The 26,635-nt window shown below is 64.0% G+C and carries 27 protein-coding genes and 1 tRNA gene; 17 read left to right on the top strand and 11 right to left on the bottom strand.

Annotated elements, in window-relative coordinates:
- Nucleotides 1–89: 89 nt before the first annotated feature.
- The gene (locus X268_RS17410; protein ID WP_128926078.1) at nucleotides 90–575 is read right to left on the bottom strand and encodes an outer membrane protein assembly factor BamE; all 486 of its coding nucleotides are present in this window, start codon (nucleotides 573–575) and stop codon (nucleotides 90–92) included.
- 98 nt (nucleotides 576–673) lie between these two features.
- Here X268_RS17410 and X268_RS17405 point away from each other — a divergent pair, with 98 nt between their 5' ends.
- From X268_RS17405 to X268_RS17370, 8 genes are all read left to right on the top strand, one after another.
- A complete protein-coding gene (locus X268_RS17405; RefSeq protein WP_128926077.1) occupies nucleotides 674–1,237 on the top strand; it encodes a ubiquinol-cytochrome C chaperone family protein in 564 nt (187 codons plus the stop codon).
- A complete protein-coding gene (locus tag X268_RS17400) occupies nucleotides 1,234–1,803 on the top strand; it encodes a YceD family protein (protein ID WP_128926076.1) in 570 nt (189 codons plus the stop codon). Before X268_RS17405 ends, X268_RS17400 begins: the two co-directional genes overlap by 4 nt.
- A 301-nt stretch (nucleotides 1,804–2,104) precedes the next feature.
- Entirely contained in the window at nucleotides 2,105–3,166 is a 1,062-nt protein-coding gene (gene plsX / locus X268_RS17395; RefSeq protein WP_128926075.1) for a phosphate acyltransferase PlsX, read from the top strand.
- On the top strand, nucleotides 3,163–4,143 hold the full coding sequence (locus X268_RS17390) for a beta-ketoacyl-ACP synthase III (protein ID WP_128926074.1): 981 nt from the start codon (nucleotides 3,163–3,165) through the stop codon (nucleotides 4,141–4,143). Before plsX ends, X268_RS17390 begins: the two co-directional genes overlap by 4 nt.
- Before the next feature lie 134 nt (nucleotides 4,144–4,277).
- Nucleotides 4,278–4,619: an integration host factor subunit alpha gene (locus X268_RS17385; protein WP_208764375.1), complete on the top strand. Its 342-nt coding sequence runs from the start codon at nucleotides 4,278–4,280 to the stop codon at nucleotides 4,617–4,619.
- A 24-nt stretch (nucleotides 4,620–4,643) separates the two neighbouring features.
- A complete protein-coding gene (locus X268_RS17380; RefSeq protein ID WP_128926073.1) occupies nucleotides 4,644–5,225 on the top strand; it encodes a MerR family transcriptional regulator in 582 nt (193 codons plus the stop codon).
- A gap of 113 nt (nucleotides 5,226–5,338) precedes the next feature.
- Nucleotides 5,339–5,416, top strand: a tRNA-Pro gene (locus X268_RS17375).
- A 436-nt stretch (nucleotides 5,417–5,852) separates the two neighbouring features.
- Nucleotides 5,853–6,269 carry a hypothetical protein gene (locus X268_RS17370; protein ID WP_128926072.1) on the top strand — a complete coding sequence of 139 codons (417 nt, stop codon included), beginning with the start codon at nucleotides 5,853–5,855 and terminating at the stop codon, nucleotides 6,267–6,269.
- A 197-nt stretch (nucleotides 6,270–6,466) separates the two neighbouring features.
- Here X268_RS17370 and X268_RS17365 read toward each other — a convergent pair whose 3' ends face one another.
- Complete coding sequence (locus X268_RS17365) at nucleotides 6,467–7,027, bottom strand: TetR/AcrR family transcriptional regulator (RefSeq protein WP_245477535.1); 561 nt, start codon at nucleotides 7,025–7,027, stop codon at nucleotides 6,467–6,469.
- Between the two features lie 185 nt (nucleotides 7,028–7,212).
- Here X268_RS17365 and X268_RS17360 point away from each other — a divergent pair, with 185 nt between their 5' ends.
- Nucleotides 7,213–8,187 carry an alpha/beta fold hydrolase gene (locus tag X268_RS17360; protein WP_128926070.1) on the top strand — a complete coding sequence of 325 codons (975 nt, stop codon included), beginning with the start codon at nucleotides 7,213–7,215 and terminating at the stop codon, nucleotides 8,185–8,187.
- Between the two features lie 130 nt (nucleotides 8,188–8,317).
- On the opposite strand, the gene X268_RS17355 is transcribed toward X268_RS17360, so the two are convergent.
- Nucleotides 8,318–8,485: a hypothetical protein gene (locus tag X268_RS17355; RefSeq protein WP_245477533.1), complete on the bottom strand. Its 168-nt coding sequence runs from the start codon at nucleotides 8,483–8,485 to the stop codon at nucleotides 8,318–8,320.
- 672 nt (nucleotides 8,486–9,157) lie between these two features.
- Between X268_RS17355 and X268_RS17350 the strand changes: the two genes are divergently transcribed.
- Together X268_RS17350 and X268_RS17345 are read left to right on the top strand one after the other, a co-directional pair.
- Nucleotides 9,158–10,129 (top strand): SDR family NAD(P)-dependent oxidoreductase, encoded by a 972-nt coding sequence (locus tag X268_RS17350; protein ID WP_128926068.1) that lies wholly within the window; start codon nucleotides 9,158–9,160, stop codon nucleotides 10,127–10,129.
- A 263-nt stretch (nucleotides 10,130–10,392) separates the two neighbouring features.
- On the top strand, nucleotides 10,393–11,502 hold the full coding sequence (locus X268_RS17345; protein ID WP_128926067.1) for an alpha/beta hydrolase family protein: 1,110 nt from the start codon (nucleotides 10,393–10,395) through the stop codon (nucleotides 11,500–11,502).
- Nucleotides 11,503–11,618: 116 nt separating this feature from the next.
- Here X268_RS17345 and X268_RS17340 read toward each other — a convergent pair whose 3' ends face one another.
- Nucleotides 11,619–12,125: a MarR family winged helix-turn-helix transcriptional regulator gene (locus X268_RS17340; RefSeq protein WP_128926066.1), complete on the bottom strand. Its 507-nt coding sequence runs from the start codon at nucleotides 12,123–12,125 to the stop codon at nucleotides 11,619–11,621.
- Nucleotides 12,126–12,523: 398 nt separating this feature from the next.
- Here X268_RS17340 and X268_RS17335 point away from each other — a divergent pair, with 398 nt between their 5' ends.
- Nucleotides 12,524–14,080: a porin gene (locus tag X268_RS17335; RefSeq protein ID WP_128926065.1), complete on the top strand. Its 1,557-nt coding sequence runs from the start codon at nucleotides 12,524–12,526 to the stop codon at nucleotides 14,078–14,080.
- Nucleotides 14,081–14,339: 259 nt separating this feature from the next.
- On the opposite strand, the gene X268_RS17330 is transcribed toward X268_RS17335, so the two are convergent.
- The 3 genes from X268_RS17330 to X268_RS17320 form a co-directional block, all read right to left on the bottom strand.
- On the bottom strand, nucleotides 14,340–14,813 hold the full coding sequence (locus X268_RS17330; protein ID WP_128926064.1) for a GcrA family cell cycle regulator: 474 nt from the start codon (nucleotides 14,811–14,813) through the stop codon (nucleotides 14,340–14,342).
- A 74-nt stretch (nucleotides 14,814–14,887) separates the two neighbouring features.
- Entirely contained in the window at nucleotides 14,888–15,085 is a 198-nt protein-coding gene (locus tag X268_RS17325) for a hypothetical protein (protein WP_007603456.1), read from the bottom strand.
- Nucleotides 15,086–15,284: 199 nt separating this feature from the next.
- Nucleotides 15,285–16,226, bottom strand: coding sequence for an acetamidase/formamidase family protein (locus tag X268_RS17320; protein ID WP_128926063.1), 942 nt, complete (start codon nucleotides 16,224–16,226; stop codon nucleotides 15,285–15,287).
- A 131-nt stretch (nucleotides 16,227–16,357) separates the two neighbouring features.
- Here X268_RS17320 and X268_RS17315 point away from each other — a divergent pair, with 131 nt between their 5' ends.
- The 4 genes from X268_RS17315 to X268_RS17300 are packed head-to-tail and all read left to right on the top strand — an operon-like array spanning nucleotide 16,358 to nucleotide 20,392.
- Nucleotides 16,358–17,161, top strand: a complete 804-nt coding sequence (locus X268_RS17315) for a YdcF family protein (protein ID WP_208764464.1) — start codon at nucleotides 16,358–16,360, stop codon at nucleotides 17,159–17,161.
- 55 nt (nucleotides 17,162–17,216) lie between these two features.
- Nucleotides 17,217–17,999: a DUF169 domain-containing protein gene (locus tag X268_RS17310; RefSeq protein ID WP_128926061.1), complete on the top strand. Its 783-nt coding sequence runs from the start codon at nucleotides 17,217–17,219 to the stop codon at nucleotides 17,997–17,999.
- Nucleotides 18,000–18,008: 9 nt separating this feature from the next.
- Nucleotides 18,009–19,187, top strand: a complete 1,179-nt coding sequence (locus tag X268_RS17305; protein ID WP_128926060.1) for a saccharopine dehydrogenase family protein — start codon at nucleotides 18,009–18,011, stop codon at nucleotides 19,185–19,187.
- A gap of 29 nt (nucleotides 19,188–19,216) precedes the next feature.
- On the top strand, nucleotides 19,217–20,392 hold the full coding sequence (locus X268_RS17300) for a saccharopine dehydrogenase family protein (protein ID WP_128926059.1): 1,176 nt from the start codon (nucleotides 19,217–19,219) through the stop codon (nucleotides 20,390–20,392).
- Nucleotides 20,393–20,431: 39 nt separating this feature from the next.
- On the opposite strand, the gene X268_RS17295 is transcribed toward X268_RS17300, so the two are convergent.
- Nucleotides 20,432–21,628 carry an FAD-dependent monooxygenase gene (locus X268_RS17295; protein WP_128926058.1) on the bottom strand — a complete coding sequence of 399 codons (1,197 nt, stop codon included), beginning with the start codon at nucleotides 21,626–21,628 and terminating at the stop codon, nucleotides 20,432–20,434.
- Between the two features lie 147 nt (nucleotides 21,629–21,775).
- Here X268_RS17295 and X268_RS17290 point away from each other — a divergent pair, with 147 nt between their 5' ends.
- On the top strand, nucleotides 21,776–22,252 hold the full coding sequence (locus X268_RS17290) for a MarR family winged helix-turn-helix transcriptional regulator (protein WP_164938150.1): 477 nt from the start codon (nucleotides 21,776–21,778) through the stop codon (nucleotides 22,250–22,252).
- Here X268_RS17290 and X268_RS17285 read toward each other — a convergent pair.
- From X268_RS17285 to X268_RS17275, 3 genes are all read right to left on the bottom strand, one after another.
- Complete coding sequence (locus X268_RS17285) at nucleotides 22,221–23,477, bottom strand: O-antigen ligase family protein (protein WP_164937779.1); 1,257 nt, start codon at nucleotides 23,475–23,477, stop codon at nucleotides 22,221–22,223. The genes X268_RS17290 and X268_RS17285 overlap by 32 nt on opposite strands.
- A 152-nt stretch (nucleotides 23,478–23,629) precedes the next feature.
- Nucleotides 23,630–25,180, bottom strand: coding sequence for an undecaprenyl-phosphate glucose phosphotransferase (locus X268_RS17280; protein ID WP_164938149.1), 1,551 nt, complete (start codon nucleotides 25,178–25,180; stop codon nucleotides 23,630–23,632).
- Between the two features lie 117 nt (nucleotides 25,181–25,297).
- Nucleotides 25,298–26,431 carry a glycosyltransferase family 4 protein gene (locus X268_RS17275; RefSeq protein ID WP_128929299.1) on the bottom strand — a complete coding sequence of 378 codons (1,134 nt, stop codon included), beginning with the start codon at nucleotides 26,429–26,431 and terminating at the stop codon, nucleotides 25,298–25,300.
- Between the last annotated feature and the right edge of the window lie 204 nt (nucleotides 26,432–26,635).

Genomic DNA, 26,635 nt, shown 5'->3' with positions numbered 1-26,635 from the left:
ACGCGACGTCAAAGGCCGTGCGCAGGGCGGCACGACGCCGCAGGCGAACGCCGATTTACCTTCCAGCGGAATTGGAGCGGGCTGCAGACTCAGTTGAAGCTGAGCAGCTTGAACAGCGGCGCGAGGTAGCTCATCTCCTGACCAGACGTCGGCGTGGTGCGGCTGATGAAGTCGAAGATCTTGCCGTCCTGCAGGCCGTAATTCGCGAGGCGTCGCACGCGCCGGTTCTTGTCGAAATAGATCGCGATCACGCGCTGGTCGATTACCTTCTGGTTCATGAAAGCAACCATGCGCTCCGAGCGCTGCGAGATGTAATAGAACACTTCGCCGTCGAGGGTCGCGACGGTCGAGGGGGTGCCCATCACAATCAGCACCTGGTCCTGGCTCGCGCCGATCGGAATCTGCTCCAGCGCGCCGGGCGGCAGGATGTAGCCCTTCTGGAATTGCTCGCCGGTGCAGCCCGCAAGAGCTGCGCCGACCACGGCCGCGGCCGTGAGCATGCGCAGGCTGCGCCAGCATGCATGAAGGCCGCGCCACTTGTCTGCGCGCAGGCTGGTCTGGTTCGTTGTCGTCATAGCGGAACTGATTCCGTCCCCTTGCGTCGCGCGAGGCGCTGAAGTACCGGGCTGGGCGTCTTAATGCAACACGCGCGCGCCCGCTTGCGGAAACCACAATGCTTTGGCCGTTCAATCACTTCAGGAAACCCCGGCGAACCCCGGCGGGCACCATTGAAGCCATCTATGGCATGATCGTGACGCAGGCGCGAGAACCCATATTTTACCGCGACTTGGGCGTGCCCGACACGGTTAACGGGCGTTTCGACCTGTTGCTGCTGCATCTGTGGCTGGTGCTGCGGCGCCTGCGTATGGCTCAGGGCGCCACTGGAGGTGCCAGTGAACTATCGCAGGCGCTGTTCGATCGCTTCTGCGAGGACATGGACGACAATCTGCGCGAGATGGGGGTAGGCGATCAGAGCGTGCCCAAGCGGATGCGGGCCTTCGGCGAGGCCTTTTATGGCCGCGTCCAGGCCTATGACCAGGCCATGGAAAGCGGCGGCGAAGCACTGGCGGAGGCGATCTGCAAGAATATCTTGAACGGGACCAGCCTGGATCGGGCGCAGCGGCTGGCGGCCTATGCCCGGGCCACCGAGGCCGATCTCGGCCAGACCGACAAGGCTGCGCTGCTGCGGGCCTCATTCAGGTTTCCTCCAGCGCTCCCTGAGGATGTCACGCCATGAGCCGACCAACGACTGGATCCGAGCCCGATCCCTGGCGGGCGCCTGTCATCGTCGCGCAAATCCCCGACACGGGGCTGCATCGCCAGCTCAAGGCCTCGGCTGCCGAGCGGCAGGCCATGGCGGAGGTCGCAGGCCTGCGAGAGATCCTGTCCGCTGAAGCCGACTTCGATGTGGTGCCCAGGAGCGGCGGCCGGGTCCAGGTGACCGGCACCGTTCGGGCCACGGTCGGCCAGACCTGCGTGGTCACGCTGGATCCGATAGAGAGCGAGATCGAGGAGGAGGTGGACCTGATGTTCGCCCCCGAGGCCGAGGCACGGCGCCTGGCCGACCTGATCGAGGAGGGGCAGGACGATGAGGCACCGCCTGAGGTTGCGGATCCCCCGGAGGCGATCGTAGGCGGCATCATCGACCTCGGCCGGCTCGCCACCGACGCCCTGTTCCTGGCGATCGATCCCTATCCGCGGAAGGAGGGAGCCGTGTTCGAGGCGGAGGTCACCGCCCCCGATCCGGAAGACCATCCATTCGCCGCGCTGAAGGCCCTTCAGGACAACAAGAAGGACCGGTAACGGGGCATTTCCTTGAGTGTAGCGCCTTGCTGGCACGTGCGAGGCATTTGCCGGGATGGTTTGAAAGACCTCGTTATCCGACTGATTTCAATGTGTTTTCTGCAAATTCTGGGATTCGCGGCGCGGGTCGCGCGGAAAGCAAAAGGCTGGGGGCAAGAGGTTGTTTCGGGGTAACAAAACGCTATTGTCGCGCCCCGGTCCGGGTGCGGCGTGGCGCTTGGCCGGTCGCCATGTCCGTGGCGAACACATTTTGCGGCCCCGCTCGTGCAAGACCGCACCAGACCAGGTTTCCAGGACTTCTATGCCAAGCAAGGTTCGCATCGCGCTGGACGCCATGGGAGGCGATGTCGGCCCCGCCGTGGTCATCCCGGGCGCCGCCATCTCGCTTCAGAGGCATCGCGACACCGAGTTCCTGCTGGTCGGCGATCGCGCCAGGATCGAGCCCGAGGTCGAGAAGCATCCTGCGCTCAAGGCCGCGTCGAAGATCATCCATACCGACGTCGCCGTCGGCATGGACGACAAGCCGAGCCAAGCCTTGCGGCGCGGCCGCAAGACCTCCTCGATGTGGATGGCGATCGATGCCGTCAAGCGGGGCGAGGCCGATGTCGCGATCTCGGCCGGCAATACCGGCGCGCTGATGGCGATGGCCCGGTTCTGCCTGCGCACGCTGCCGGGCATCGACCGCCCCGCGATCTCCGCGATCTGGCCGACCAAGCGCGGCGCGTCCGTTGTGCTCGACTTAGGTGCCACGCTCGGCGGCGATGCCCACCATCTGGTGTCGATGGCCGTGATGGGCGCGGCGAAGGCGAGCGTGCTGTTCAACAAGAAGCGGCCCACCGTCGGTCTGCTCAACATCGGGACCGAGGAGGTCAAGGGCCACGAGGAAATCCGCGAGGCCAGCGAGATCCTGCGCGCCAGGAACCTGCCCGAGCTCGACTATATCGGCTTCGTCGAGGGTGACGGCATCGGCAAGGGGCTGGCCGACGTCATCGTGACCGAGGGCTTCAGCGGCAACATCGCGTTGAAGGCCGCCGAAGGAACCGCGCGACAGATGGCGGAATTACTTCGGAACGAGATGCAGCGGAGCTGGCTGACCAAGCTCGGCTATCTCCTTGCCCGCCGCGCCTTCCAGGCGCTGCGCGACAAGATGGATCCCAATAAGTCCAACGGCGGCGTGCTGCTTGGGCTAAACGGGATCGTGGTCAAGAGCCATGGCGGAACCAGCGCCGAAGGCTTTGCCTATGCGATCGATGTTGGCTATGAAATGGCTCACTACGATCTCCTGAACAAGATCAATCAGATGCTCAACCGCGAGGGTGGTGCACTCAATTCCGTGCAGGCCGCGCAGGAGGCTGTTTCGTGACTCAAATTCGTTCGGTCGTGCTGGGCTGCGGCTCCTATCTGCCGGAGCAGGTGGTGACCAACGCCCAATTGGCGGCGCGTATCGACACCTCCGACGAGTGGATCGTGCAGCGAACCGGCATTCGCGAGCGGCACATCGCGGCCGAGGGCGAGTTCACCTCGCATCTGGCGCTCAAGGCGGCGCAGGCCGCGCTTAACGACGCCGGGGTGAATGCGCAGTCGATCGACCTGATCGTGCTGGCGACCTCGACGCCCGACAACACCTTCCCCGCAACCGCCGTCGCCGTGCAGAACGGGCTCGGCATCAACCATGGCGCGGCGTTCGACTTGCAGGCGGTGTGCTCGGGCTTCGTGTTCGCGCTCGCCACCGCCGACAATTTCCTGCGTACCGGCGCCTTCAAGCGCGCGCTGGTGATCGGCGCCGAGACCTTCTCGCGCATCCTCGACTGGAACGACCGCGGCACCTGCGTGCTGTTCGGCGACGGTGCCGGCGCGGTGGTGCTGGAGGCGCAGGAGCAACCGGGCAATGCCGCGACCGACCGCGGCGTCGTCACCACGCATCTGCGCTCCGACGGCCGTCACAAGGCAAAGCTGTTCGTCGACGGTGGCCCGTCCTCGACCCAGACCGTCGGCCATCTGCGCATGGAGGGTCGCGAGGTCTTCAAGCACGCGGTCGGCATGATCACCGACGTCATCGTCGATGCCTTCCAGGCGACCGGGCTCAATGCCGACAGCATCGACTGGTTCGTGCCGCACCAGGCCAACAAGCGAATCATCGACGCCTCCGCCCACAAGCTCCATATCGCGCCGGAGAAGGTGGTGCTGACGGTGGACCGTCACGGCAACACCTCGGCCGCCTCGATCCCGCTGGCGCTATCGGTGGCCCGCAAGGACGGCCGCATCAAGAAGGGCGACATGGTTCTGCTGGAGGCCATGGGCGGCGGCTTCACCTGGGGCTCCGCGCTGGTGCGCTGGTAGAGCCACAGTCGATAAACTTTTGCCGGATTTAGCCGCGATTATCGATGCGTCTGCATTGATGAGCGCTGTTGACCGCCGTATCGTAACCTCATAATTTCAGACAACAATTGTTCGCCGTGATGTGGGGCAGGGCGATGACCGATCAAAGTAAAACCGTAACGCGTGTCGATCTGTGCGAAGCCGTCTACCAGAAGGTGGGCCTGTCGCGCACGGAATCGTCCGCCTTCGTGGAACTCGTGCTGAAGGAGATCACCGACTGCCTGGAGAAGGGCGAGACGGTGAAATTGTCCTCGTTCGGCTCCTTCATGGTCCGCAAGAAGGGCCAGCGCATCGGCCGCAACCCGAAGACCGGCACCGAGGTGCCGATCTCGCCGCGCCGCGTCATGGTGTTCAAGCCCTCGGCGATCCTGAAGCAGCGGATCAACGCCCAGCACCGCACCAACGGCGACGCCAGCAAGGCGCAACAAGAGGCGTAACGCCTCTCGCAAAGGATTTGGCATTTGGACAAGGCGCCGGATGCGTTCCGAACCATCAGCGAAGTAGCGCAGGAGCTCGACATCCCGCAGCACGTGCTGCGGTTCTGGGAGACCCGCTTCTCCCAGATCAAGCCGATGAAGCGCAGCGGCGGCCGCCGCTATTACCGCCCCGACGACGTCGACCTGCTCAAGGGCATCCGCCGGCTGCTCTACGGGGAGGGATATACGATCCGCGGGGTGCAGCGGATCCTGAAAGAGCACGGCGTCAAATCGGTGCAAGGCCTCGCCGACAGCGCGGCCGCGGTCTCCTTCGGCGCCATCGAGGACGCCATCGGCGCGAGCCTGATGGAGCCCGGGGACGAGGAGGCGCCGATCAAGGGCGTCACTGATGCCGACGATGACGACTATCAGGGTGACGAGGAAGAAGGCATCGACTTCCGCTTCACCGAGATCGACGACGAGGACATCCTCACCACCTTCCGCAAGGGCGGCGCCGCCGCCGCGCCGGCCGGCCCCAGCGCCATCGACCGGGAACGCCTGGGCCGGGCCCTCGCCGACCTCGTCGCCTGCCGGGAAATGCTGGATCAGGCGCTGAAGGACGGCTAGGGCCGATTTCGGCAGCTTTGCGCGCAGTTCCGGGGGCCTTTGGGCGCGGACATACCAAAATGGTGTGACCTCGCCTTGCGCAAAGCGGCGATCCTAGCTAATGGAACGACGTTCGGAGCGTGGCGCAGCCCGGTTAGCGCACTAGTCTGGGAGACTAGGGGTCGGAGGTTCAAATCCTCTCGCTCCGACCATTTTTTCCAAACCATTTGTTGGGCGGATTGACCGGGGCGGTAGGGCTCGCGCCGGCTTGGGAGGCGTGCGCGATGGTCAGCAGCGGGGGACTGCTTCGGCGGCGGTAAAATCAAAATGCCGAAAACAACCCCATGCACAGTAGCGATGCCATTGATGGAATGTCGTTTTTCCGAATCAATTTTGACGCGTCGGTAAGGGGTATGGTGTCATTATGCCGGGTGTGGGATGGGCTCTCCTGGCCAGCAAATAGCGCCGACACGCCAGACATCACTCCAGCTACTGCGGGCATTCAGTCGATCCTTGCGCACCCTCCTATAGTGTTGCGGGGCTTTGCCTAGATCCAAATGAGTGCACCGTCACCGTAGCCCTTTGACTGAGTTGCGGAATGACTTTGAACCGTGGCACTTCGTTCGCACGAATGCGACTGGGATTCTGATGGCTGATATTTATCTCGACAAGGAACGCTACGGTCGGCTTGTGGCCACACTGGTTGATATACAGCAAAGTCCGGCAATGACGGCGATTGCTGAGGATGCAGTGAAAGCTGCGTTGGGAAAGATAGGCGGTATCTGGCCGGAGGATACTCAAACGATCGAAACGTCACCTTCTAAGAACGAGCCGCCACCTCTGAAGAAGCCGAAGTGGCAGCGGATTTTAGAATTGGAGGCTGCGGCCAAAGGTGCGTTGCCGGAACTCACGGCCGGAGCATATCGGCCTGAAGATCCTCCCGTTGCTAGGCAGATGGCCGATGATCTTCGGGAAATTCGTCGCAAGCAGTCGATCGAGTTCTACGCCCCGGGAATTGCTCTCCTTCTGGTGGTTGGCTTCATTGTGTGGTTCCTAAGGCATTAATCCAAGAATGACCAACTCCTCACCCCTTCCAAGGGAAACTTTCTCCCTCCAGAGATAGGCCGAGAGCAACAGCCCTTGATGCTTAACCCGAAGGGAGAGAGATTCTAAATTGCGGTGACAGTGCTGGACGCTGCCTCGTCCAAATAAGTGCACTGTTACCAATTTAGGTAGTCAGGCATCTAGGTAGTCAAGCATCACTACCTCAAATACCCCACCACCATCCTTGTCGTCTCCTCCACCAGCACCTTCACCATCTTCTCCGACAGCATCTCGGCGCCGTGCAGCACGGTGTTGTGCGCGACCGACTCGATCGCGCTGACGCAGATGAAGGTCGCGACATCGAGGTCGATCTTGCGCATCTCCTTGCGGCGGCTTTCGAGATAGGTGCGCACCAGGGTCTGGACCTCGCGGTTGAAGGCTTCGACGTCCTTGAGCTGGCCGGTGCGCGGGATCTGCTCGGCGAGCACCCGATGGAGTTTCGGGCTGATACGGTGAGCATCGATCGCGACGGTGACGAGTTTGCGCACGGCTTTCTCGATTGGGAGGTCGGCGACTTCTCTCAGCGTCGTGCGGACGATGGCCATGATCTCCTCGTTGTGACGATCGATCACGGCGGCGACGAGCGCCTCCTTGCTCGGAAAATATTGATAGAGCGAGCCGACGCTGACGCCGGCGACCTCCGCGATGCGGTTTGTGCTCGCCTTCTCAAAGCCTTCCTTGACCAGAATGCGAGCAGTTGCCTCGACCAGCGCGTCCACCGTCGCGCGGGATCGCTCCTGCGAGGCATTTTTCCGGGGTGTTGTGGGCGGTTTGCGGGCCACGGTCTTGTGATCTGAATGCGAGTAGGAAAAGCGAGTGAATGCTCACATTATAGCGGCAAGTGGCGGCGGGTCGGCAACCCTCTTCGTCGCCGGGGTCGAAACAGCCGGATGGGGATGTGGCGATGAGCGTTGCAAGACTTGTGTCGGCCTTTCAATTCTGTCCAGGCGGCTGCGTATTCGGCGCGCGGGCGCCACGCGATCCCGCACCAAGCCTGCAAAGCCGTGCCTTCAACCTGCTGCTGCGCCTTCTTCCCTACAAGCAGCAGCTTGCATCAGCAGAAGCCGTGCAGGCGCATGTGCAGAAGCTCGCCTTGCAGCCGGCCTCGTTCGAGCCTAAGGGGCTCGGCCGCGATGTCGAGGCGACGCTGACCAAGATGGGCGGATGGCCGGTGTACTACACCGCGCCGTCGTCGGGTCATGAAGGCTGCAACTACGTCATGTTCCTGCATGGCGGCGGTTACATCAACGAGATCGTGCCGGCGCATTGGCGCTTCATTGGCCAGATGACCCGCAAGGCGCGCGTGTGCTGCGTTGTGCCGATCTATCCGCTGGCGCCGCGGGCGACGGCCAAGGACGTCGTGCCGGCGACGGGCGAGCTGCTGCGCATGTTGCTGGAGGATGCCGAGCCGGCAAAGGTCACGGTGGTCGGCAATTCGGCCGGCGCGGGGCTTGCGCTCGCCGCGTGCCAATGGCTGCGCGACCGCGGCCACCGGCAGCCGAACCGGCTGGTGCTGATCTCGCCGGCGGCCGATGCATCGGTCGGCCGTCCGGAGCAGATCGAGATCGCAAAGCGCGATCCGATCCAGGACATTCCTGGTATCGTCGAGGCCGGGCGGCTTTATGCCGGCGCGCTCGACATTGGCCATCCCTTCGTCAGCCCGCTCAATGGCGCCTTCCGTTTCCTCGCGCCGATGACGATCTTTTCGGGCACGCGCGATCTGCTCTACCCCGACAGCGTCGATCTCGCGGAGCGGGCGAGAGCGGTGGGCGTGCCGGTGGAGCTGCATCTGATGCGTGACCAGCCACACAATTACGCGCTGATGCCGACGCCGGAGGGGCGGCGCGCGCGGGCGATCATTTTGCGGGCAGTGGGTTAGGGAATGTGACCGTCGTCACAAGACGGCCGTCTGATCGGACTGGCGCTGTGCGGCCCGTCGGAGGCGGCCTCCGGGGCGTTTCCTCGTCGTCTTCTATCCGTGGTCGATGTACCAGTAGTTTTGCGGGCCTTCAGGCGTGGCCCTTGATCTCGTAGTGACCGGGCACGCATTTGAACCGATCCAGGCGCCAATTGGCGTGATAGATCGGATGCTCGCCCATCCATTTCGCCAGCGGGGCCTGTGCGCCGACCGCGCACTGCATCATCGAAATCTCGGGCGTCATGTTGCTGTCGGTCACGATTTCCTCGACGCAACTGCCTGAGCTAGCTGCGCTAAGCCGGCAGAGCACGGCTACGACGGTCACGAACATTCCTGTCACCTCATCGGTAGTTGCAGACCACGAAGAGGATGCAAGCGGAGTGCCAGAGCCTGTGACACGCAAACAACACGCTGGCCTGGCCGACTCGACCCAGCGTCCGGGGTCCATTTGGCGATTCGGATTGTAAAAAATTTGCCCATAAACCGAAGCCGGACAAATACGGGAACCGGACCGGTTATGCCCGGCTGTGGCGGCAGCGTCGCGAGCGCTCGCTTGCATAGGCGGGCTAGTGCACGTGCTTCCCGGCGGCGACGGAGCAAGCGCCTCGTCCTTCGAGACGACCGCTTTCAGCGGTCCCTCAGGATGAGGCTATTGGGCATCGGTGCTCGCGAAAACGGCGGCCGCAGACTCCGTCCTCATCCTGAGGGCCCGCCAGCGGCGGGCGTCTCGAAGGATGTGCCGCGGGCGAGGCTTTCTGAAGTACACGGACCGCATGAGAAGCCGATAGTCCGCGCGCCGAAATAATCGCTGCCGAAGATGACATCGCCGATCCGCTTTCATTTGCGGATGCGGCGCTGCTACATTTCGCGCGCGCCCGAGAGCGGCGCGGCGACGAAGAAACATACCGACAAGGGAGGGGCCGAAAGTCCCATGAAGGATTTCGCAGGAAAGATCGCAGTCATCACCGGCGGCGGCACGGGAATGGGGCGCGAGCTCGCGCGGCAGCTCGTGGCCGAAGGCTGCAACGTCGCGATGTGCGACGTCTCGGAAGCCGCCATGGCCGAGACCAGGCGGCTGTGCGAGACCGAGAAGTTGCCGCAAGGGCTGCGCGTCACGACCCATGTCGCCGACGTCGCGATCGAGGATCATCTGAAGCGCTTCCGTGACGAGCTCGCCGAGCAGCAGAAGACCGACAAGATCCATCTGTTGTTCAACAATGCCGGCATCGGCGGCGGCGGCAGCCTGTTCACCAACACGCGCGAGCAGTGGGAGCGCACCTTCAACATCTGCTGGGGCGGCGTCTATCTCGGCGTGCGTACCTTCCTGCCGATGCTGGTGGCGGCGGACGAGGCCCACATCGTCAACACCGCGAGCGTCAACGGCTTCTGGGCCTCGATCGGCATGAACCAGGCGCACACCGCCTACAGCTCGGCGAAGTTCGCGGTGAAGGGATTTACCGAAGCGCTGATCAACGATCTCCGCCTGCACGCGCCGCACGTCAAATGCTCGGTGGTGATGCCCGGCCACATCGGCACCTCGATCGTCTCCAACTCGCGCAAGGTGCAGAGCGCCGATGGATCGGAGCGACTCAACGCCGACGAGGTCGCGCTGACGCGCAAGCGCATGGTCGCGGCCGGCGTGCCGGACGCCGACAAGATGTCGGACGAGGACATCCAGGCGGCGTTCGCCGAACGCGCCCGCAGCTTCCTGGAGGATGCGCCGACGACCGCGGCGCAGGCCGCCAAGATCATCCTCGACGGGGTGAAGGCGGAGCGATGGCGCATTCTCGTCGGCGAGGACGCCAAGCGTCTCGACGAGCGCGTGCGCACCACGCCGGAGCAGGCCTATGACCGAGCCTTCTACGAAAGTTTCGCACAGGAGGTCGGCTGGCGGCTCGGTTGAGATCGCTGGGCCGAGATGGCCGGCGAGCGCGCGTATCTAAGTATGATAATCATCATGACAAGAGGTGCACGGCTGATATTGCGTGCCACCTCTTGCCAATGTCCGGGCCCTCATGCCGAATTGGAATGTCACGCATGCGGCGTGACCATTCGTTCAAGCGATGTTGATCTCAAAGGTCTGTAATGCCACGCGCGACGCCTTGGTTGAGCAACTGAAATAGTTTACTCAATCAGCGATAACGCGACGATAGAGCGTAGCTCCCGATGATGCCTGCATGCCTCTCTGACGACTGGATCCTTTGCCCGGAGCGAGAGGACATTTCTGCTGAATTCACGCGGCTGCTCACCGCGGCCCAGGAGGGCGGCGCCACCATCGCTGAATGCCTGATGATCGCGCGGCAGCTGAAGCGGGGTGACGACCGCTCATGGCATCGCGAGTGGAAGCGGCTGGCGCAAGCCAATCGGCAGCGCGCCGAGGCCGCCTTCGCGGAAGGCCACATGGCGAGCGCACAGCGCAATTGGCTTCGCGCCATGAACTACTATGGCGCGGCGGCGATGCCGCTCGAGCAGGACGACGAGCGCCGCTGGGTCGCGGTGCTCGCGATGCAGGAATGCGCGCGCCGCTATCTTTCGGCGCGCAGCCCGGCCGGCGAAGTCGTAAGGATTCCCTGGCTCGAGGGACATGCGCTGCAGGGTTACTTCCTCCCCGCGGCGAGCGGACGGGCGCCGACCGTGATCTGCATCGGCGAACCCGGCCACCGCAAGGAGGAGTTTCTGTTCAAGCTCGTGCCGCATGCGCGCGAACGTGGATTCTCGATGCTGGCGCTGGACCTGTTCGGCGACCAGCGCGACGATTATATCGACGCGCTGTTGCGGCGGAGCGATCTCGAGAGCGCGATTCCCAGCGTCATGGACTATCTGGAGACGCGCAGCGACGTCGATTTCGCGCGGGTCGGGATCATCGCCGATGGTTGGGGCTCTTCCTTCGTGGCACGCGCGGTGTTGCAGGAGCCGCGGCTTGCCGCCGCCGTCTGCGACGGCGGCCTGTGGGACCTGCACGAGCGGGCCTTCTTTGCCAGCCGATTCGCGCTGAGCGACGTTAGCATCGTGCCGGTGCCGCATGCGCCGCTGATGGCCTCCAGCGCCGAATGCCCGGTGCTGATCACACTCGGCGAGGACGGCTGGCTCAAGGCCGACCGCGCGCGTCAGATCGTCCAGAGCTCCCGGCTCGTCAGCTCGGAAATCGAGTTGAAGGTGTTCACGGCCGCCGAGACCGGCGCGGCACAGGCCCATGCGGACAATCCGAGCCTTGCCAACGAATACATCTTCGACTGGCTCGAATCGCGGCTCGGCGCTGGCAATCTGCGGATCTGAGCGTCGTCTTAGGGCCTAAAGCGCGATGCGATTGCGGTGAATCGTCATCGCGCTTTAGGTTGTTGTTTAAGCATGATCTCTTTGGAAAACCGCTGCGCACTTTTCCGGATCATGCTTTAGAAATCCAGCGAGATCCGGACACAGGCCTTCTCGAGGCGGTTCTTCAATGTCGCGAGCTTGGCGGTAAATTCCGTCAGCTCGTCCTCGTCGAACTCCTGGAAGACGAACTCGCGGATCGTCTTGTACTGCTCGTTGAGGCTTGCGATGTGCTTCTGCGTCTTCTCGACCAGCGACAACCGCACCACGCGGGCGTCGGTCGGGGAGGGACGCCGGCGCAGCAGGCCCTTCTTTTCGAGCAGCTTGGACTGGGTGGTGACGAAGGACGGATCCACGTGCAGGAGCTTGGAGACGACGTTGACCGGGACGCCGTCGTCCTTGTCGAGGTCGGAGATGGCCATCAGGATCAGCCATTGCGGGCCACTGATGCCTAGCGTCTTCGCCCAGAACTGACGCAGCTCCTCCAGATACATGTTGATCGACGATATCTCCCAGGTGAAGCGCCTGATGATATCCAGATTGCCGATCGAGCGCAGGCGCGCCCCTTCTTTCCTCGTCGCGGACACAGCGTCACTCTCCAGTGAACCGATTGTTCGGGCCGATGTTCGTGGCAGGTCATAGTCCACGCAAGCCTGCTCTGACGCAAGTGCAGAGCAGGATAATTTTGTCACGAAAACTACAAAGATGATCAGCTCAGCGATTGGCCGGTCCCCGGTGTTGCGCGCGGGGCACAGGTTTAGCAAAACCGAAAAGCTGATCTAATAAACTATTTTGATTACGGAACGACGCAGGCATAGTGCTCGGCGACGGTGGGGGGTACTCGATCGTCCCGTTGCAGGTGGTTCGCTCACGTTCTCGGCGTCGAAAGCCGGAGTGTCCGAAAGCGGCCGAGCGGATTTGAGAGACGGAGATCTTGGGGGGCCTCACGGTCCGGTCTCCGTAAAGGAGCAACTTGGAGGTTTTAATGAAAGTGGTGAAGAGCCTTTTGCTCGGCACTGCGGCGGGTCTGATCGCCGTCGGTGGAGCCCAGGCGGCCGATCTTCCGGTCAAGGCCAAAGCGGTCGAGTATGTCAAGATCTGCACGCTCTACGGCGCGGGCTTCTACTACATCCCGGGCAGCGACACCTGCATCAAGCTCGGCGGCTATCTGCGTGCCGAAGTGGCGCTCAATGCCGGCGGCAATTACAGCGCCCAGTACAACGGCGTGTTCGCGGCCAACAACCGTCTGACCAACTACTACTCGATGCGCGCGCGTGAAGACCTCAACATCGATACGCGCACCGCGACCGAGTACGGCGTGGTCCGCACCTATTTCGATGCGGTCTTCACCTGGACGACCGGCAGCTATGGCGGGACCGGCTCGGGGACGGGTGCGACCCAGTACAGCGGCACGATCGGCCTCAACGCGGCCGGCACCGGCCTCACCGGCTCGAGCGGCGGCAACATCAACGGCACCGACGGCAACCTCTCGGGCGGCGCGCTCGGCGTCTACTACGCCTTCATCCAGTTCGCCGGCTTCACCATGGGTAAGGCCGTGTCGCAGTTCGACGCGCCCTGGATCAACTATCCCGGCAACAATTTCGACCAGCTCGTCGGCGGCAGCGGCTCCACCAACGGCGTGACCCAGTTCACCTACACCGCCGATTTCGGCCAGGGCGTGACGGCTTCGTTCTCGGCGCAGGATCAGACCCAGGTATTCCAGACCAACATCTGGAACACGGCCGGCATGTCCACCACCGGCGTGCTCGGCGGCGCCTATGGCTCCAACGACCTCGGCGGCACCCGCTCGCCCGATCTCGTTGCTATGGTTCGCGTCGACCAGGCCTGGGGCCTGTTCCAGGCGTCGGTCGCCGCACACGACAACCATGTCGCCTATTACGGTGCGACCGAAGCCACCGGTCATCCCGAGGACAAGTGGGGCTGGGCCGTTCAGCTCGCCTTGGGCATCAAGAACATCCCGACCGGCGCAGGCGACGTGATCAACATCTCGGGCGTCTACACCGAGGGCGGGAGCCGCTACAACTTCCAGGAGCTGGCTGCGACCAGCTACTCGATGTTCGGCAGCTCGAACGCCGCGTATCAGAGCATCGGCTTCGCCGGCGTGTCCGACGCGGTGTTCGGTCCGGGCGGCCAGCTCGAGCTGACCAAGACCTACGGCTTCCGCGGTGCCTACACCCACAATTGGAGCCCGTACTGGAACACGGCGCTCTACGGCGCGTGGGCTGCGGTCAACTACAGCGGCACCGCGAAGGGCCTGATCTGCGGCAGCGCCGCGTTCGCCACCCTGACCGGCACCTGCAACCCGGACTTCAACATCGGCCAGGTCGGCGTCATCACCCGCTGGACGCCGGTGAAGAACCTGACCTTCTCGGCTGACTTCACCTACAGCCACCTCGATCAGAAGTATTCGGGCGCGATCACGACCGGAGCGCTGACGGGCGTCGCCAAGCCGGCGGCGACCTATGAGCTGAAGGATCAGGACACCTACAGCCTGCTGCTGCGCGCCCAGCGCAACTGGTAAGGCCTCGAAATCCTTCGATTCGACGCAAGCCCCGGCGGGACACCGCCGGGGCTTTTTTGTCGGGTTTTCGGATCACCGAATGCCCGTTGCATCGGACGAAGACGAGCCATGCGATTCAAACGCCTCAGATTAATTTACTTACCTGAGTTACTAAGCTATATAGCTCTCAGCCAAATACGAAAGTTGCGGCTCTTAGCTTCACGCTAAGCCTCCAGGAACCTCCGGCGATGCCCCGCCGGAGGTTTTTCATGTGCGGGTTTCAGCCGCGCAGCACACGGGCGCGCGCGGTCGGCCGGTAGGCGAGGCGGCTGTGGCCGGCGCAATAGGGCTGACCGTCGGGCGCGGAGTTGCCGCAGAAGCAGAAATCCTCGGCGCCGGGCGTCGAGATCGGCCAGCGGCAGCGGTTCTCCGCCAGCTCCAGCAACGAGCAGCGATTGGCATCGTCGATGGGACCTGCGGCCGCGGGGGCGTCGGTGTCGCCGTAGATCGTCGCGAGCATCTCGTATTGCAGCCGCGGCACCGCCCTTCGCGCCCGCGCAAAGCCTCTGTCCTGAACCTTGCGATCCTCGTTGATCCGGCCACGCGTCAGATTGAGACGGGACAGCTTGCCGATCACCGCGTTGCGGCTGACGCCGATGTCGGCGGCGATCTCGCGGCAGGAGAGGCCGGCCTCGAAGTGCTGCTTCAGAAGTTCAATTCGTTCGTCGGTCCAGGTGGGTGAGAGAACAGGCATTTGTAAACGGTCCCAGGTTGCAGATGTCGGCCATCCGCCTCCCGAGATCCGTCCGCCTCACGTTCGGCGCGCGCTCACGTCCTGCCATTGTCGCGAATCGACAAAAGCCCGTCCTTGATGGCGAGACGGATGCCTTCCTCGATCAAGGTCCGTGCGACGCCGGGAACGCTGGTGCCGTGGGTGCCCTGTCTCACCAGCTTCTCCAGGTAGGTGATGGTCGAGAGCGCCAAGGTTACGGGAATGCGGTCAGTCTCGGCTTTTTCGGTGGCCATGGCCGAACGCTAGCCTCTTACTCGGGTACATAAAAGTAACGATTAAGACTCTATTTAGGTTCAGGGGCGGAAGTCAAATGCGAGTTGTGTGTGACGCTCAGCATGTTGGAATCGCACGCGAAATCACCCACGACTCAGCGCGCCGCGCGGCAAACCGGGCGGCGCGGGACTTCAACAGGTCAGGAAGAGGTGGCCCGGCTTAGCCGTGCACGATCGCCTTTTCGATCATGCAATGGATGCCTTTGGCGCCGTTGACGGTCTGGGTCACCCTGAGATCGGCGGCCAGGCTGCACAGCGTGTAGGCATCTTCGCGCGACAGATTTCGGGTCTCGCCGAGCAGCGCGATCATGTCCCGCAGCGCGCGCACGACGCACTGGTCGAGATCGGGGTCCATCGCCATCGTGATGTAATGGGTCGGCGTTTCGGCGCGGGGATAGCCGAACTTGAGGTCCTTGCGCAGCGTCAGGCGGAAGCGGCCCTGCAGCGCGGTCTCGATCGCGGTGACGCAGACCTCGCCGTCACCTTGCACGCCGTGGCCGTCGCCGCAGGAGAACATCGCGCCCGGCACGAACACCGGCAAATAGAGCGTCGCACCGGCACCCAGCTCCTTGTTGTCGAGATTGCCGCCCATCGCGCGCGGGATCAGCGAGGAGATTCGGCCCCAGCTGGGCGGCGGCGACACGCCCATCACGCCGAAGAACGGCTTGAGCGGCAGGTCGAGGCCCCACGGCATGCGGCCGACCATCCGTGTCCGGTCGAGCGGGATGTTCAGGATGCGGGTCTCGTGGAAATCATCGGGCAGCGTGCCGGACAGCGGCTTGATCATGTTCCAGCCCCAATCCTGCCGAAGCTGGACGTCGAGGATCTCGACCGCGAGCACGTCGCCGGGCGAGGCGCCTTCGACCGCGATCGGCCCGGTGAGGATGTGGCCGGGCAGCATGCGCTCGTTGTTGGCATGAACCTCGTACATCTCAGGCGGAATGTGAAACTTGTCGCGGTCGGGCAGCATGTCCGGTCCGCCGCTGATGGTATCGACCGTCACCTCATCGCCGCTGGCGATGGTGAGGACCGGCTTGAGCGCGGCTTCGAAGAAGCCCCAATGGCAGGTCCTGGGGCTGGAATGCAGGTGGTGATGGGCCATGTGTCGCGTCCGGTCGCTTTCATCAGGCCGGGCTTGACCCGGCGATCGATCCTCTTCCAAGAAGATTTCTGAAGATCGCCGGGCAGGTCAAGCCCTGCGCAGACCGGCCAGATCATCCCAGCGAGGCTCCCCTGTTTTTCGTTCTGTCCAAGACCATCGGCACCGCGCTCTTGCCGATCAACCTTCTGGTCGAGCTCGGTATTGTCTCGCTGCTGCTGATGGCGACGCGCTTTGCCGCGCTCGGCCGCAAGCTGGCCGTGACCACGCTGGTGCTGCTGGCGCTGGCGGCGTTCTCGCCGCTCGGCAATCTTCTGATCTATCCGCTTGAATCGCGCTTTCCGGCGTGGGACGCCGCGCGCGGCGCGCCCGACGGCATCATCGTGCTCGGCGGCTCGGTCGACACCGATCTGTCGGCGGCGCATCGCACGCCTGTCGTCGCGCACGCCGCCGATCGTCTGTTCGCGCCGGCCGAGCTCGCGCGCCGCTATCCGAATGCGCGCATCGTGTTTACTGGGGGGAGCGCAAACCTGGTCTCCACCGACGCCAGGGAAGCCGACTATTCCGCGCCGATCCTGGAGAATCTCGGCATACCGAAGGAGCGCCTGATCCTCGAGCGCAATTCGCGCAACACCTGGGAGAATGCGATCTTCACGAAACAGCTGGTCATGCCGAAGCCGGGCGAGCGTTGGCTCCTGGTGACGTCGGCCTTCCACATGCCGCGATCTATGGGCATCTTCCGCGCGGCCGGATTTAACGTCGAGGCCTATCCGGTGGACTGGCGGATGGGCGGACGCGACGATCTGTTTTCTTTTACCAACATGGGTGCGGACGGCTTGGGCCGAACCGAAGTTGCGGTGCGCGAGTGGATCGGTCTTACCGCCTACCGCCTGATGGGCAGGACCGCCGAGTTGCTTCCGGGACCCGCCAAGGACTAGAACGAGGCTGCAAAATTAGAATACGCGGCGTGCAATCGCCGGTCCGGAGGACGCCATGCAACAGCACAATGCAGACAGCATCGACCTTGCCGGCCTCGTCGCCGATCTGAACAGCCTGCTGCGGCTGAAGACGAACGTGATCGGCATGAAGCTGTTCGCGAGCGTCGCAGAGATGGAGGCGATCCCGAAGATACGGCGGCCGAATGCGATCCACACCACCGACCAGATCGTCAGCATGGCCGCGCGGCTGGGCTGGACCGTCGGCATCACCGCCGATGATCTCGTAGGCAGCCAGTGCCGTGCAGTGATCGGGCTTGCGCCGCAGGACGAGAAATGGCTGGCCGGTGAGAATTATGTCGGGGTCTGGCATGGCACGGCTGAGGACGCGCGCAAGCGCCAGGAGGCGCTGGACGTCGTGCCGTTCGGACAATATCAGGCGCTCGTCGTCAGTCCGCTCGCGAGCGGCCGGCTCGATCCGCCCGACATCTGCCTCGTCTATGCAACGCCCGGGCAAATGATCATCCTGATCAACGGGCTGCAATATACCGGCTACAAGAAGTTCGAATGGGGCGTGGTCGGCGAGACCGCCTGCGCCGATTCCTGGGGGCGCGCGCTTAAGACCGGGGAGCCCAGCCTGTCCTTGCCATGTTATGCCGAACGGCGCTATGGCGGCGTGCCGGACGAGGAGATGCTGATGGCCCTGAAACCTTCGCATCTCGCCAAGGCGGTTCAGGGCATGAAGGCGCTGGCCAGGAACGGCCTGCGCTATCCGATCCCGCCCTATGGCATTCAAAGTGACGTCCGTGCCGGCATGGGCGTGAGTTACGCGAAAAAGTAAAGGCCGATCATGAGCTCAGCGAAATTCGACATCGTCGTCTACGGTGCGACCGGTTTCACCGGCCAGCTCGTCGCCGAATATCTGGCGGCGCATTACAACGACGACAAAGCGCTGAAATGGGCGATGGCGGGCCGCAGCCTCGACAAGCTGAAATCGGTGCGCGATGCAATCGGTGCGCCCGCGGAGACGCCGCTGATCGTGGCGGACGCGTCGGATGCTGCGTCGCTGAAGGCGATGGTGGGACAAACCAGGTCGGTGATCACGACGGTTGGTCCGTATCAGGTCTACGGCGAGGGGCTGCTCGCGGCCTGCGTCGCTGCGGGTGTGGATTATTTCGACCTCTGCGGCGAGCCGATCTGGATGCGGCAGATGATCGACAAGTACGAGGCGGCTGCGAAACAGAGCGGCGCGCGCATCGTGTTCTCCTGCGGCTTCGATTCCGTGCCGTTCGAGCTTGGTACTTTCTTCGTGCAGGAAGAGGCCAAGCGCGTGTTCGGCGCACCCGCGGCGCGCGTCAAGGGCCGTGTGCGCGACATGCGCGGTACGCTCTCCGGCGGCACCGCGGCGAGCGCGAAGGCGACTTTCGACGCCGTCGCTAAGGACACCAGCCTGATCGCGATCCTGAACGATCCGTTCGCGTTGACGCCGGGCTTCACCGGTCCGAAGCAGCCGAAGGGCAACAGGCCGGTGCTCGAGGAGGACCTGCAATCCTGGGCCGCGCCGTTCATGATGGCGCTGATCAACACGCGCAACGTCCATCGCTCCAACATGCTGATGGGCTTTCCCTACGGCCAGGACTTCGTCTACGACGAGATGGTTCTGACCGGCCCCGGCGAGAAGGGTGAAACCAACGCCAAGCGCGTGATGGCCGCCAATGCCGAGAAGACCGGTCCGAACGCGCCGAAGCCGGGCGAGGGGCCCTCGAAGGAGGAGCGTGAGAACGGCCTGTTCAATCTGCTCTACGTCGCGATCGCACCTGACGGCCGCATGGTCCGCGCCGGCGTCACCGGCGACCGCGATCCCGGCTACGGCTCGACCTCGAAGATGATCTCCGAATGCGCGATCTGCCTGCTGCGCGAGGCGACGGAGGTTCCGGCCGGCTTCTGGACGCCGGGCGCAGCGATGCAGCACAGGCTGATCAAGCGGCTGCAGGATCATGCGGGGCTGACATTCAAGGTGGAAGCCTGAAGTCCAGGGTGCTGCAGGAAGCGTGATCCGTGCCCGCGAAGTTCGACATCGTCGTCTACGGTTCAACCGGATACACCGGCCAGCTCATCGCCGAGTATCTCGCCGCGCATTATGTTGGCGACGGCGCGCCGACCTGGGCCATGGCGGGGCGCAGCAAAGACAAGCTCGCTTCGGTTCGTGACGCGATCGGCGCGCCCGAGGACACGCCGCTCATCGCTGCGGACGCAGCCGATCCCGCATCGTTGCGCGCGATGGTCGATCAGGCGAAGCTGGTCATCACCACCGTTGGTCCGTACCAGCTTTATGGGACCGATCTGCTTGCGGCCTGCGTTGCGTCGGGCACCGACTACATGGATCTGTGCGGCGAGCCGATCTGGCTGAAACAGATGATCGACAGGCATGAGGCCGCAGCCAAGGCGAGTGGCGCCCGCATCATGTTCTCCTGCGGTTTCGATTCCGTGCCGTTCGAGCTCGGTGCGTTCTTCGTGCAGGAAGAAGCCAAGCGCGTGTTCGGCGCTGCGGCGCCGCGCGTCAAGGGGCGCGTTCGCGACATCAGCTGGAAGTTCTCCGGCGGCACCTCGGCGAGTGCAAGGGTCACCTTCGAGGCAGTTGCGCAGGACCTCAGCCTGGTCTCGATCCTCAAGGACCCGTTTGCCTTCACGCCGGGCTTCGAGGGACCCAAGCAGCCGCGCGGCAAAAAGCCGATCTTCGAGGACGACCTGCAATCCTGGTCCGCGCCGTTCGCGATGGCGACGCTCAACACGCGCAACGTCCATCGCTCCAACATGCTGATGGGATTCCCGTACGGCCGGGATTTCGTCTACGACGAGATGGTGCTGACGGGAGCGGGGGACGACGGGCAGGCCAATGCCAGGCGCGTCATGGCCGCCAACAGCGAGAAGACCGGCCCTGAAGCGCTCAAGCCGGGCGAGGGACCGTCGAAGGAGGAGCGCGAGAATGGTCATTACGACCTGCTCTATGTCGCGATCGCGCCCGATGGCCGTCAGGTTCGCGCGGCGGTGAAGGGCGACCTCGATCCGGGCTATGCGTCGACGGCGAAGATCATCTCGGAATGCGCGGTCTGCCTGCTGCACGACGCGCCTGACGTTCCGGCCGGTCTCTGGACGCCGGGCGCAGCGATGCAGCACCGGCTGATCAAGCGGCTGCGGGACAACGCGGGGCTGAGGTTCGAGGTGGAGGGCTAGCTCCTCGCCTTTCCCCGCAAGCGGGGAGAGGGAGAAGAGTCACACCGCCCGCGCGTCATATGCGTACATGAACTCCATGCCTTTTGCCCCGAGCGGCAGCAGCCATTTCAGCATCTGATTGCGGACCCAGGCGCCGGGAGCGCTGAACTCGCGCTTGCTGTTGCCGTTGCGGCGCGCCATGGCGACGATCTTCTCGGTGCGCGGGCGCCGCTCGGCCTCGAAGGCCTGGAAGGTGGCGCCGAGCTCCTGTCCCTCCTGCATCAGGCGGACGAGCCGCATCGCATCCTCCAGCGCGAGCGAGGCGCCCTGGCCGGCATGGGGGCTGGTCGCGTGCGCAGCGTCGCCGATCAGCAGCGAACGCTTGCGCGACCACGTCGGCAGGGTCGCGACATCGAGCATGTCGGTGACCACGATGTTCTCGGCTGCTTCGATGATATCGGGAATCGGATCGTGCCAGCCGCGGTGGAAGTCGCGCAGATGCTGTTTCAGCGTCGCGGGGTCGAGCGCGCGGAACATCGCTGCGTCCATGCCGTGTGCGGGCTGCGTGCTCCACCACATCACGCCGTCGTTCGGATCCGGGCTGCAATAGCCGTAGCCAAAGAAGCCGCTCTGGCCGAACGTGGTCTCGACGTGCCGGCCGATCGATCTTCCGGCGAGGACGGCGTGAGGCACGAAGCCGCCGAAGCCGATCAGTCCGGTGTTGAAGGGTTGCGGCCCGTCCGGCACCACCTGGCGGCGCGTCACCGAGTGGACGCCGTCGGCGCCGATCAGGAAGTCGCCTTCGGCGGTGGTGCCATCGGCGAAATAGGCGATGATCGGCTGGTCGCCGCGGTCCTCGATCTTGATCAGGCGCTTCTCGAAATAAAGCGAGACACAGGCGCACCAGGCCTTGTCGATCAGGATCTCGTTCAGGGTCGCACGGCAGACGTTGACGGCCGGCTGGCCGAAGCGCCGTGCCATGTCGCGGTTGATCGAGCCGAGCTTCGCGCCCCCTTGCGAATAGAAGTCAAAGGAGTCCGCGACCGAGCCGCGGCTGATCAACTCGTTCGCCAGCCCGATCTCGTCCATCACATGCATGCCGTTCGGCGCGATCTGAAGGCCGCCGCCGATGCCCTTCGAATAAGGCCAGGCCTCGTAGATTGCGGAGTCGATGCCGGCGCGGCGCAGCAGGATCGCAGCCACCGGTCCGGCGATGCCGGCGCCGATGATCAGGGCCTTGCGGGGACGATAGGACATGGCTTGCTCCCGACGTTTCCGTGGTGCTAGGAGAAATTACGGTCGCTAAATCTCTTAGTGACTAAGATATATATCGACTAAGATATGAGGTCGGCCTTGTCAAGGACGAAGGTGCGCGCTGCGCTGCTGCAGGATCTCGAAGAGGCGATGCGCCGATCGTCCGCGCAGGGCGTGCTCTATGGGCAAACCGTTGCCAACGTTGCCGGAATTGCCAATTCCGATCTCGAATGCATGGACATCCTCTATCTCGAAGGGCGCGTCACCGCAGGCAGGCTCGCCGAGGTCACGGGCCTCACAACCGGCGCCATCACGGGGGTGATCGACCGGCTCGAGAAGGCCGGCCTGGTGCGCCGCGAGCGGGACGAGAAGGACCGCCGCAAGGTCTTCATCGCGGTCGTGCCAGAGGCGATCGCCGGCCTCGGTCAATACTATGTGCCAATGCAGCAGGCGATGGAGAATGTCTGCAACGGCTATTCAGACGAGGAATTGCGGCTGCTGCTGCGGTTCGCCAACGAGGCCTACAAGGGGGTGCTCGCGGCAACAGAAGCCTTGAAGGGCCTGCTCGACACGCCGCCGGAGAAGCGGCCCGAACTCAAGCTGAAGACGCGTCCTCGCCAGCATTAGCCTTGTAGAGCTGTGCGGCCGCGATCATGCCCCACATCGCGCCCAGCATCATCCAGAAGTGTCGCCAGTGGTCGGTGTCGATCACGAAGCTTTCGCCGACGGTGCCGACGAAGGCCGAGAAGATCGCGAGGTAGGCGCGCTGCCAGGGCACACGGACGAAGATGTGCCGGAAGCCCATGATGACGGTGGTGAAGACCAGCGCGGGATAGCACACGCCGGACAGCCAGCCGCCCGACATGAAGGCGTTGAGATAGGAATTGTGGGTGTCCTCGGGGAAGAAGCGGTGGAATTGCAGGGGACCGATGCCGAAGGGCAGATCCAGCGCCATCTCGGCGCCGAGGATGTGGCGGCCGAAACGGCCGAACCGGCCTTCGTCGTAGCTCTGGTCGAAGCTCGCGCGCTGCTTGAACATCTCGGCAGTGGAATCGAACGACAGCAGCACCGCGATCAGCGCCAGCCCCAGCACCGCAGCGACGATCGCCATGACGATGATGCGCGAGCGCTGCGCGTTGGTGCGGCTGGTCAGCACCATCAGTGCCAGCATGAAGGCGGAGGTCAGCACCAGGCCACCCCAGGCGGCGCGCGAGAACGCGAGCAGGATCGCCAGCGACATGATGCCGAAGGCGATGACGTTGCGGAACGCCTTGGCCACCTTGTCCGAAACCACGCTCTGGAGCGAGAACAGCGCCGGCAGGATCAGGAAGGCGCCGAGCACGTTCGGGTCCTTGAAGGTGCCGCGCGCGCGTCCGTAGAGCGTGAGCAGGTCGTTGCCGCCGGGCACGAGGTGGAAATAGCCGGCGACCGCCAGGAGCGAGGCGACCATCGCGCCGACCACGAGCCCGCGGCGCAGCATGTCGAGCCGGGCCGCCGTGTCTTCCGACGTGACCATGGCGAAAAACACCACCGTCACCGCCATGTACCAAGAGGTCGCGATCCAGCTCATGACCTCGGACTGCTCGAACAGCGGGATCGCGCTGATGGTGTAGCCGACATTGAGCAGGACCAGCAGCGCGACCAGCGGCATCAGAACGAGCTTCAGCCGCAGGCCGGTGGCGAAGAATGTGACGGTCGCGAGCAGCGTCGCGATCTCGTACGGGCTCGGCTCGATGAATACGATCGCACCGGAGGCGCCGACCAGCCACATCAGCGCGCGCTGCAGCGCCAGCACGCCGGGCGCAGCACGGACCGCTGCATTCATCTCCCCGGCTGTCGCCGCATACGTCATCACACGCTCATACCCTTACGCAACTGGTACACCACAAACACAGCTGTCATCGCCCGGCCTGAACGGGCGGTCCAGTGCTCCGCGGCAGCGAGGTTCAGCCTCGGCGTCTCGGCGTACTGGACGCCCCGCTTTCGCGGGGCATCACGGAAGCCTCAATACGCGTTCTCGTTCTTGGTCAGCAGCGAGATCGGCGTCTTCAGGAGAATGACGAGGTCGAACAGCACCGACCAGTTCTCGATGTAATAGAGGTCGAACTCGACGCGCTTCTGGATCTTCTCTTCATTGTCGATCTCACCGCGCCAGCCGTTGATCTGGGCCCAGCCGGTGATGCCGGGCTTGACGCGATGGCGGGCGAAATAGCCGTCGACGGCCTCGTCGAACAGGCGGCTCTGGAGCTTGCCCTGCACCGCATGCGGTCGTGGGCCGACCAGGGAGAGGTTGCCGGCGAAAACCACGTTGAAGAGCTGCGGCAGCTCGTCGAGGCTGGTCTTGCGGATGAAGCGGCCGACGCGGGTGACGCGCCGATCATTCTTGGTCACGACTTTCGAGGCGGTCGGATCTGCCTCATGGTGGTACATCGAGCGGAACTTGTAGACGTCGATGCGCTCGTTGTTGAAGCCGAAACGCTTCTGACGGAACAGCACGGGACCGGGACTGTCGAGCTTCACTGCCAGGGCCACCAGTCCCATTACCGGCAGGGCCGCGAGCAGCGCAAGGCTGCCGACCACGCGATCGAACAGCCACTTCATCACCAGGTCCCAGTCGGTGATCGGCGCCTCGAACACGTCCAGCGTCGGTACCTTGCCGAGATAGGAATAGGAGCGGGGACGGAAGCGCAGCTTGTTGGTGTGTGCGGACAGACGAATGTCGACCGGCAGCACCCAGAGCTTCTTCAGCATCTCGAGAATACGCGTCTCAGCCGAGATCGGCAACGCGAACAGCACGAGGTCGACGCGGGTGCGGCGGGCGAACTCGACGATGTCGTCGACCTTGCCGAGCTTGCGCGCGCCGGCGCAGGTGTCGAGCGCGCGGCTGTCGTTGCGGTCATCGAACACGCCCAGCACGTGGATGTCGGAATCCTCCTGCGCCTTCAGCGCCTCGACCAGCTGCTCGCCGTTGCGGTCGGAGCCGACGATGATGGTCCGGCGGTCGAGGCGGCCCTCGCGCGCCCACCTCCGCACCAGCGAGCGCAGCATCAGGCGCTCGCTGGTCAGCGCAGCGAGCCCGAGAGAGTAGAAGGCGGCAAGCCACAGCCGCGAGATTTCGCTGCCGTATTTGGCGAAGAAGGAGATGCCGATGAACAGCAGGAAGACGAAAGACCAGGACGAGATCATCCGCGTCATCTGCCGAAGCTGACCGCGGAACAGTTGCACCTGATAGATGTCGGCGGCCTGGAAGCAGACGACGGCGGCGATCGCGACCGCAATGACTTCCGCAGGATAGATCCAGCTGAACGCACCGGCGAGCGGCATGACATAGCCGAAATAGACCGCGATACCGACGATGCTCAGCAGCGCGAAGTCGGCCAGGCGTACGAAGCCGGCGATGACGATCGGCGAATAGGCGCGGGCGACCTTCTCGTTGACGACGTCAAGGGCGGCTGGCGAGAGCCTGCGGCGGCGCTCGACGAACGGCTGGTCAGCAGGCCTTGCCGCGGCGCTGGCCGCGGCTTCGAGCATCGAGCGAGCGTTGAGCGGTTCCACGAGCGTCCACGTCCATTCCACGACCCGCGGCGCGGCTTTGCGCGCCGGGGCAAGCATCCCCTGCGTCTCCGATTATCCAACAAATCGGAAGATTCTCTAAAGCGGGCTTAAGGATGGTTAATGATTGGCAAATGCGTCGCGATAGCCGGCGAGCACGCCGTCGACCATCGCGGCTTGCGAGAAATGCGCCGAGATGCGTTCGCGCAGCGTGACTGCGCGCTGGATCGTCGTCTGCGGATCGTCGAGCGCGGCCGCGATCGCCTCGGCCATGGCCTCGGAATTGCTCGGCGCGAACAGGGCCGGGCTCTCCGCCCCGAAGATCTCGGGAATGCCGCCGATGCGCGATGCGATCATGGGAATGCCGGCAGCGCCCGCCTCGATGACGACATAGGGCATGGAATCGCCGCGCGAGGGGACGACGAGGAGCCGTCCCTTGGAAAAGCCGTGGCGCGCCTTGACGTGACCGATGAAGCGGACTGCGTTGGACAGGCCGAGCTTCTCGACCTGCGCCTTCAGTGTCGCCGTTTCCTCGCCGTCGCCGCCAAGCGTCAGCGTGACCTTCTTGCCGCCCTCGTGCAGGCGCGCCACGGCATCGACCAGGAGATCCGCGCCCTTGATGCGCCTGAATTCGCCGACATAGCAGAGGTCGGTGGCATCGTCGGCGGTGACGACGGGCTCGAACTCCTCACGCGTGACGCCGTTGAAGACGCAATGTACCACGCCCTTGGGCGTGCCGACGATGCGTTGATAGGTGTCGCGGGCGAAGGCGCTTTCGAACAGGAACAGGTCCGTCGAATCCATCAGCGCGCGCTCGAGCCGCGCGTAGAACTCGCCCTTGAAGGTGTTGAGAGGATAATGCAGCGAGCCGCCATGCGGCGTGTAGATGCGGATGGTGTCGTCGGAGCGCCGCCGCATGCGGATGAAGGCGCCGGCCTTGGCGCCGTGGCCGTGCATGACGTCGGGTTTGACCTCCGCGATCAGTCGGCGTATGCGCAGCCACACCAGGACGTCTTCGAGCGAGGGTTCGCGGCGGATCGCCAGGCGATGCACGCCGAGCTTCAGCCGCGGCGCGAGTTCGGCAAGCGCCTTGTCGGCGCGTTCGCCGCCGGTGAGGCTGTCGGCGAGGATGCCGACATGGTGCCCGCGGTCGACTTGGCCGTTGGCAACGTCGAGGATGTGGCGGAAGATGCCGCCGACAGGTGCTCGCACGGCGTGCAGGATGCGAAGCGGCTGGTCAGGAGAGGGGGGCATGAAGCAGGACCGGCGCTCGGCGGCGATTGCCAACAATTCCACGAAATATCGAGACGGATTAAGGGCCCTCGTGGTTAACAAACAGTGACGAGCACACGGGTGGTGCTATGGCTGGATGCGTGCGATTAACCCAGCGGCAACCTTAATGGAGTGTAATCGCTGCGGGTGAGGTAGCTTGGTGGCGTTGCCCCCGCGGGAGTGTTC

Source organism: Bradyrhizobium guangxiense (assembly GCF_004114915.1).
Classification (GTDB): Bacteria; Pseudomonadota; Alphaproteobacteria; order Rhizobiales; family Xanthobacteraceae; genus Bradyrhizobium; species Bradyrhizobium guangxiense.
The sequence above is the reverse complement of the archived record's forward strand: the minus strand, read 5'-3'. Positions and strand labels throughout refer to the sequence as shown.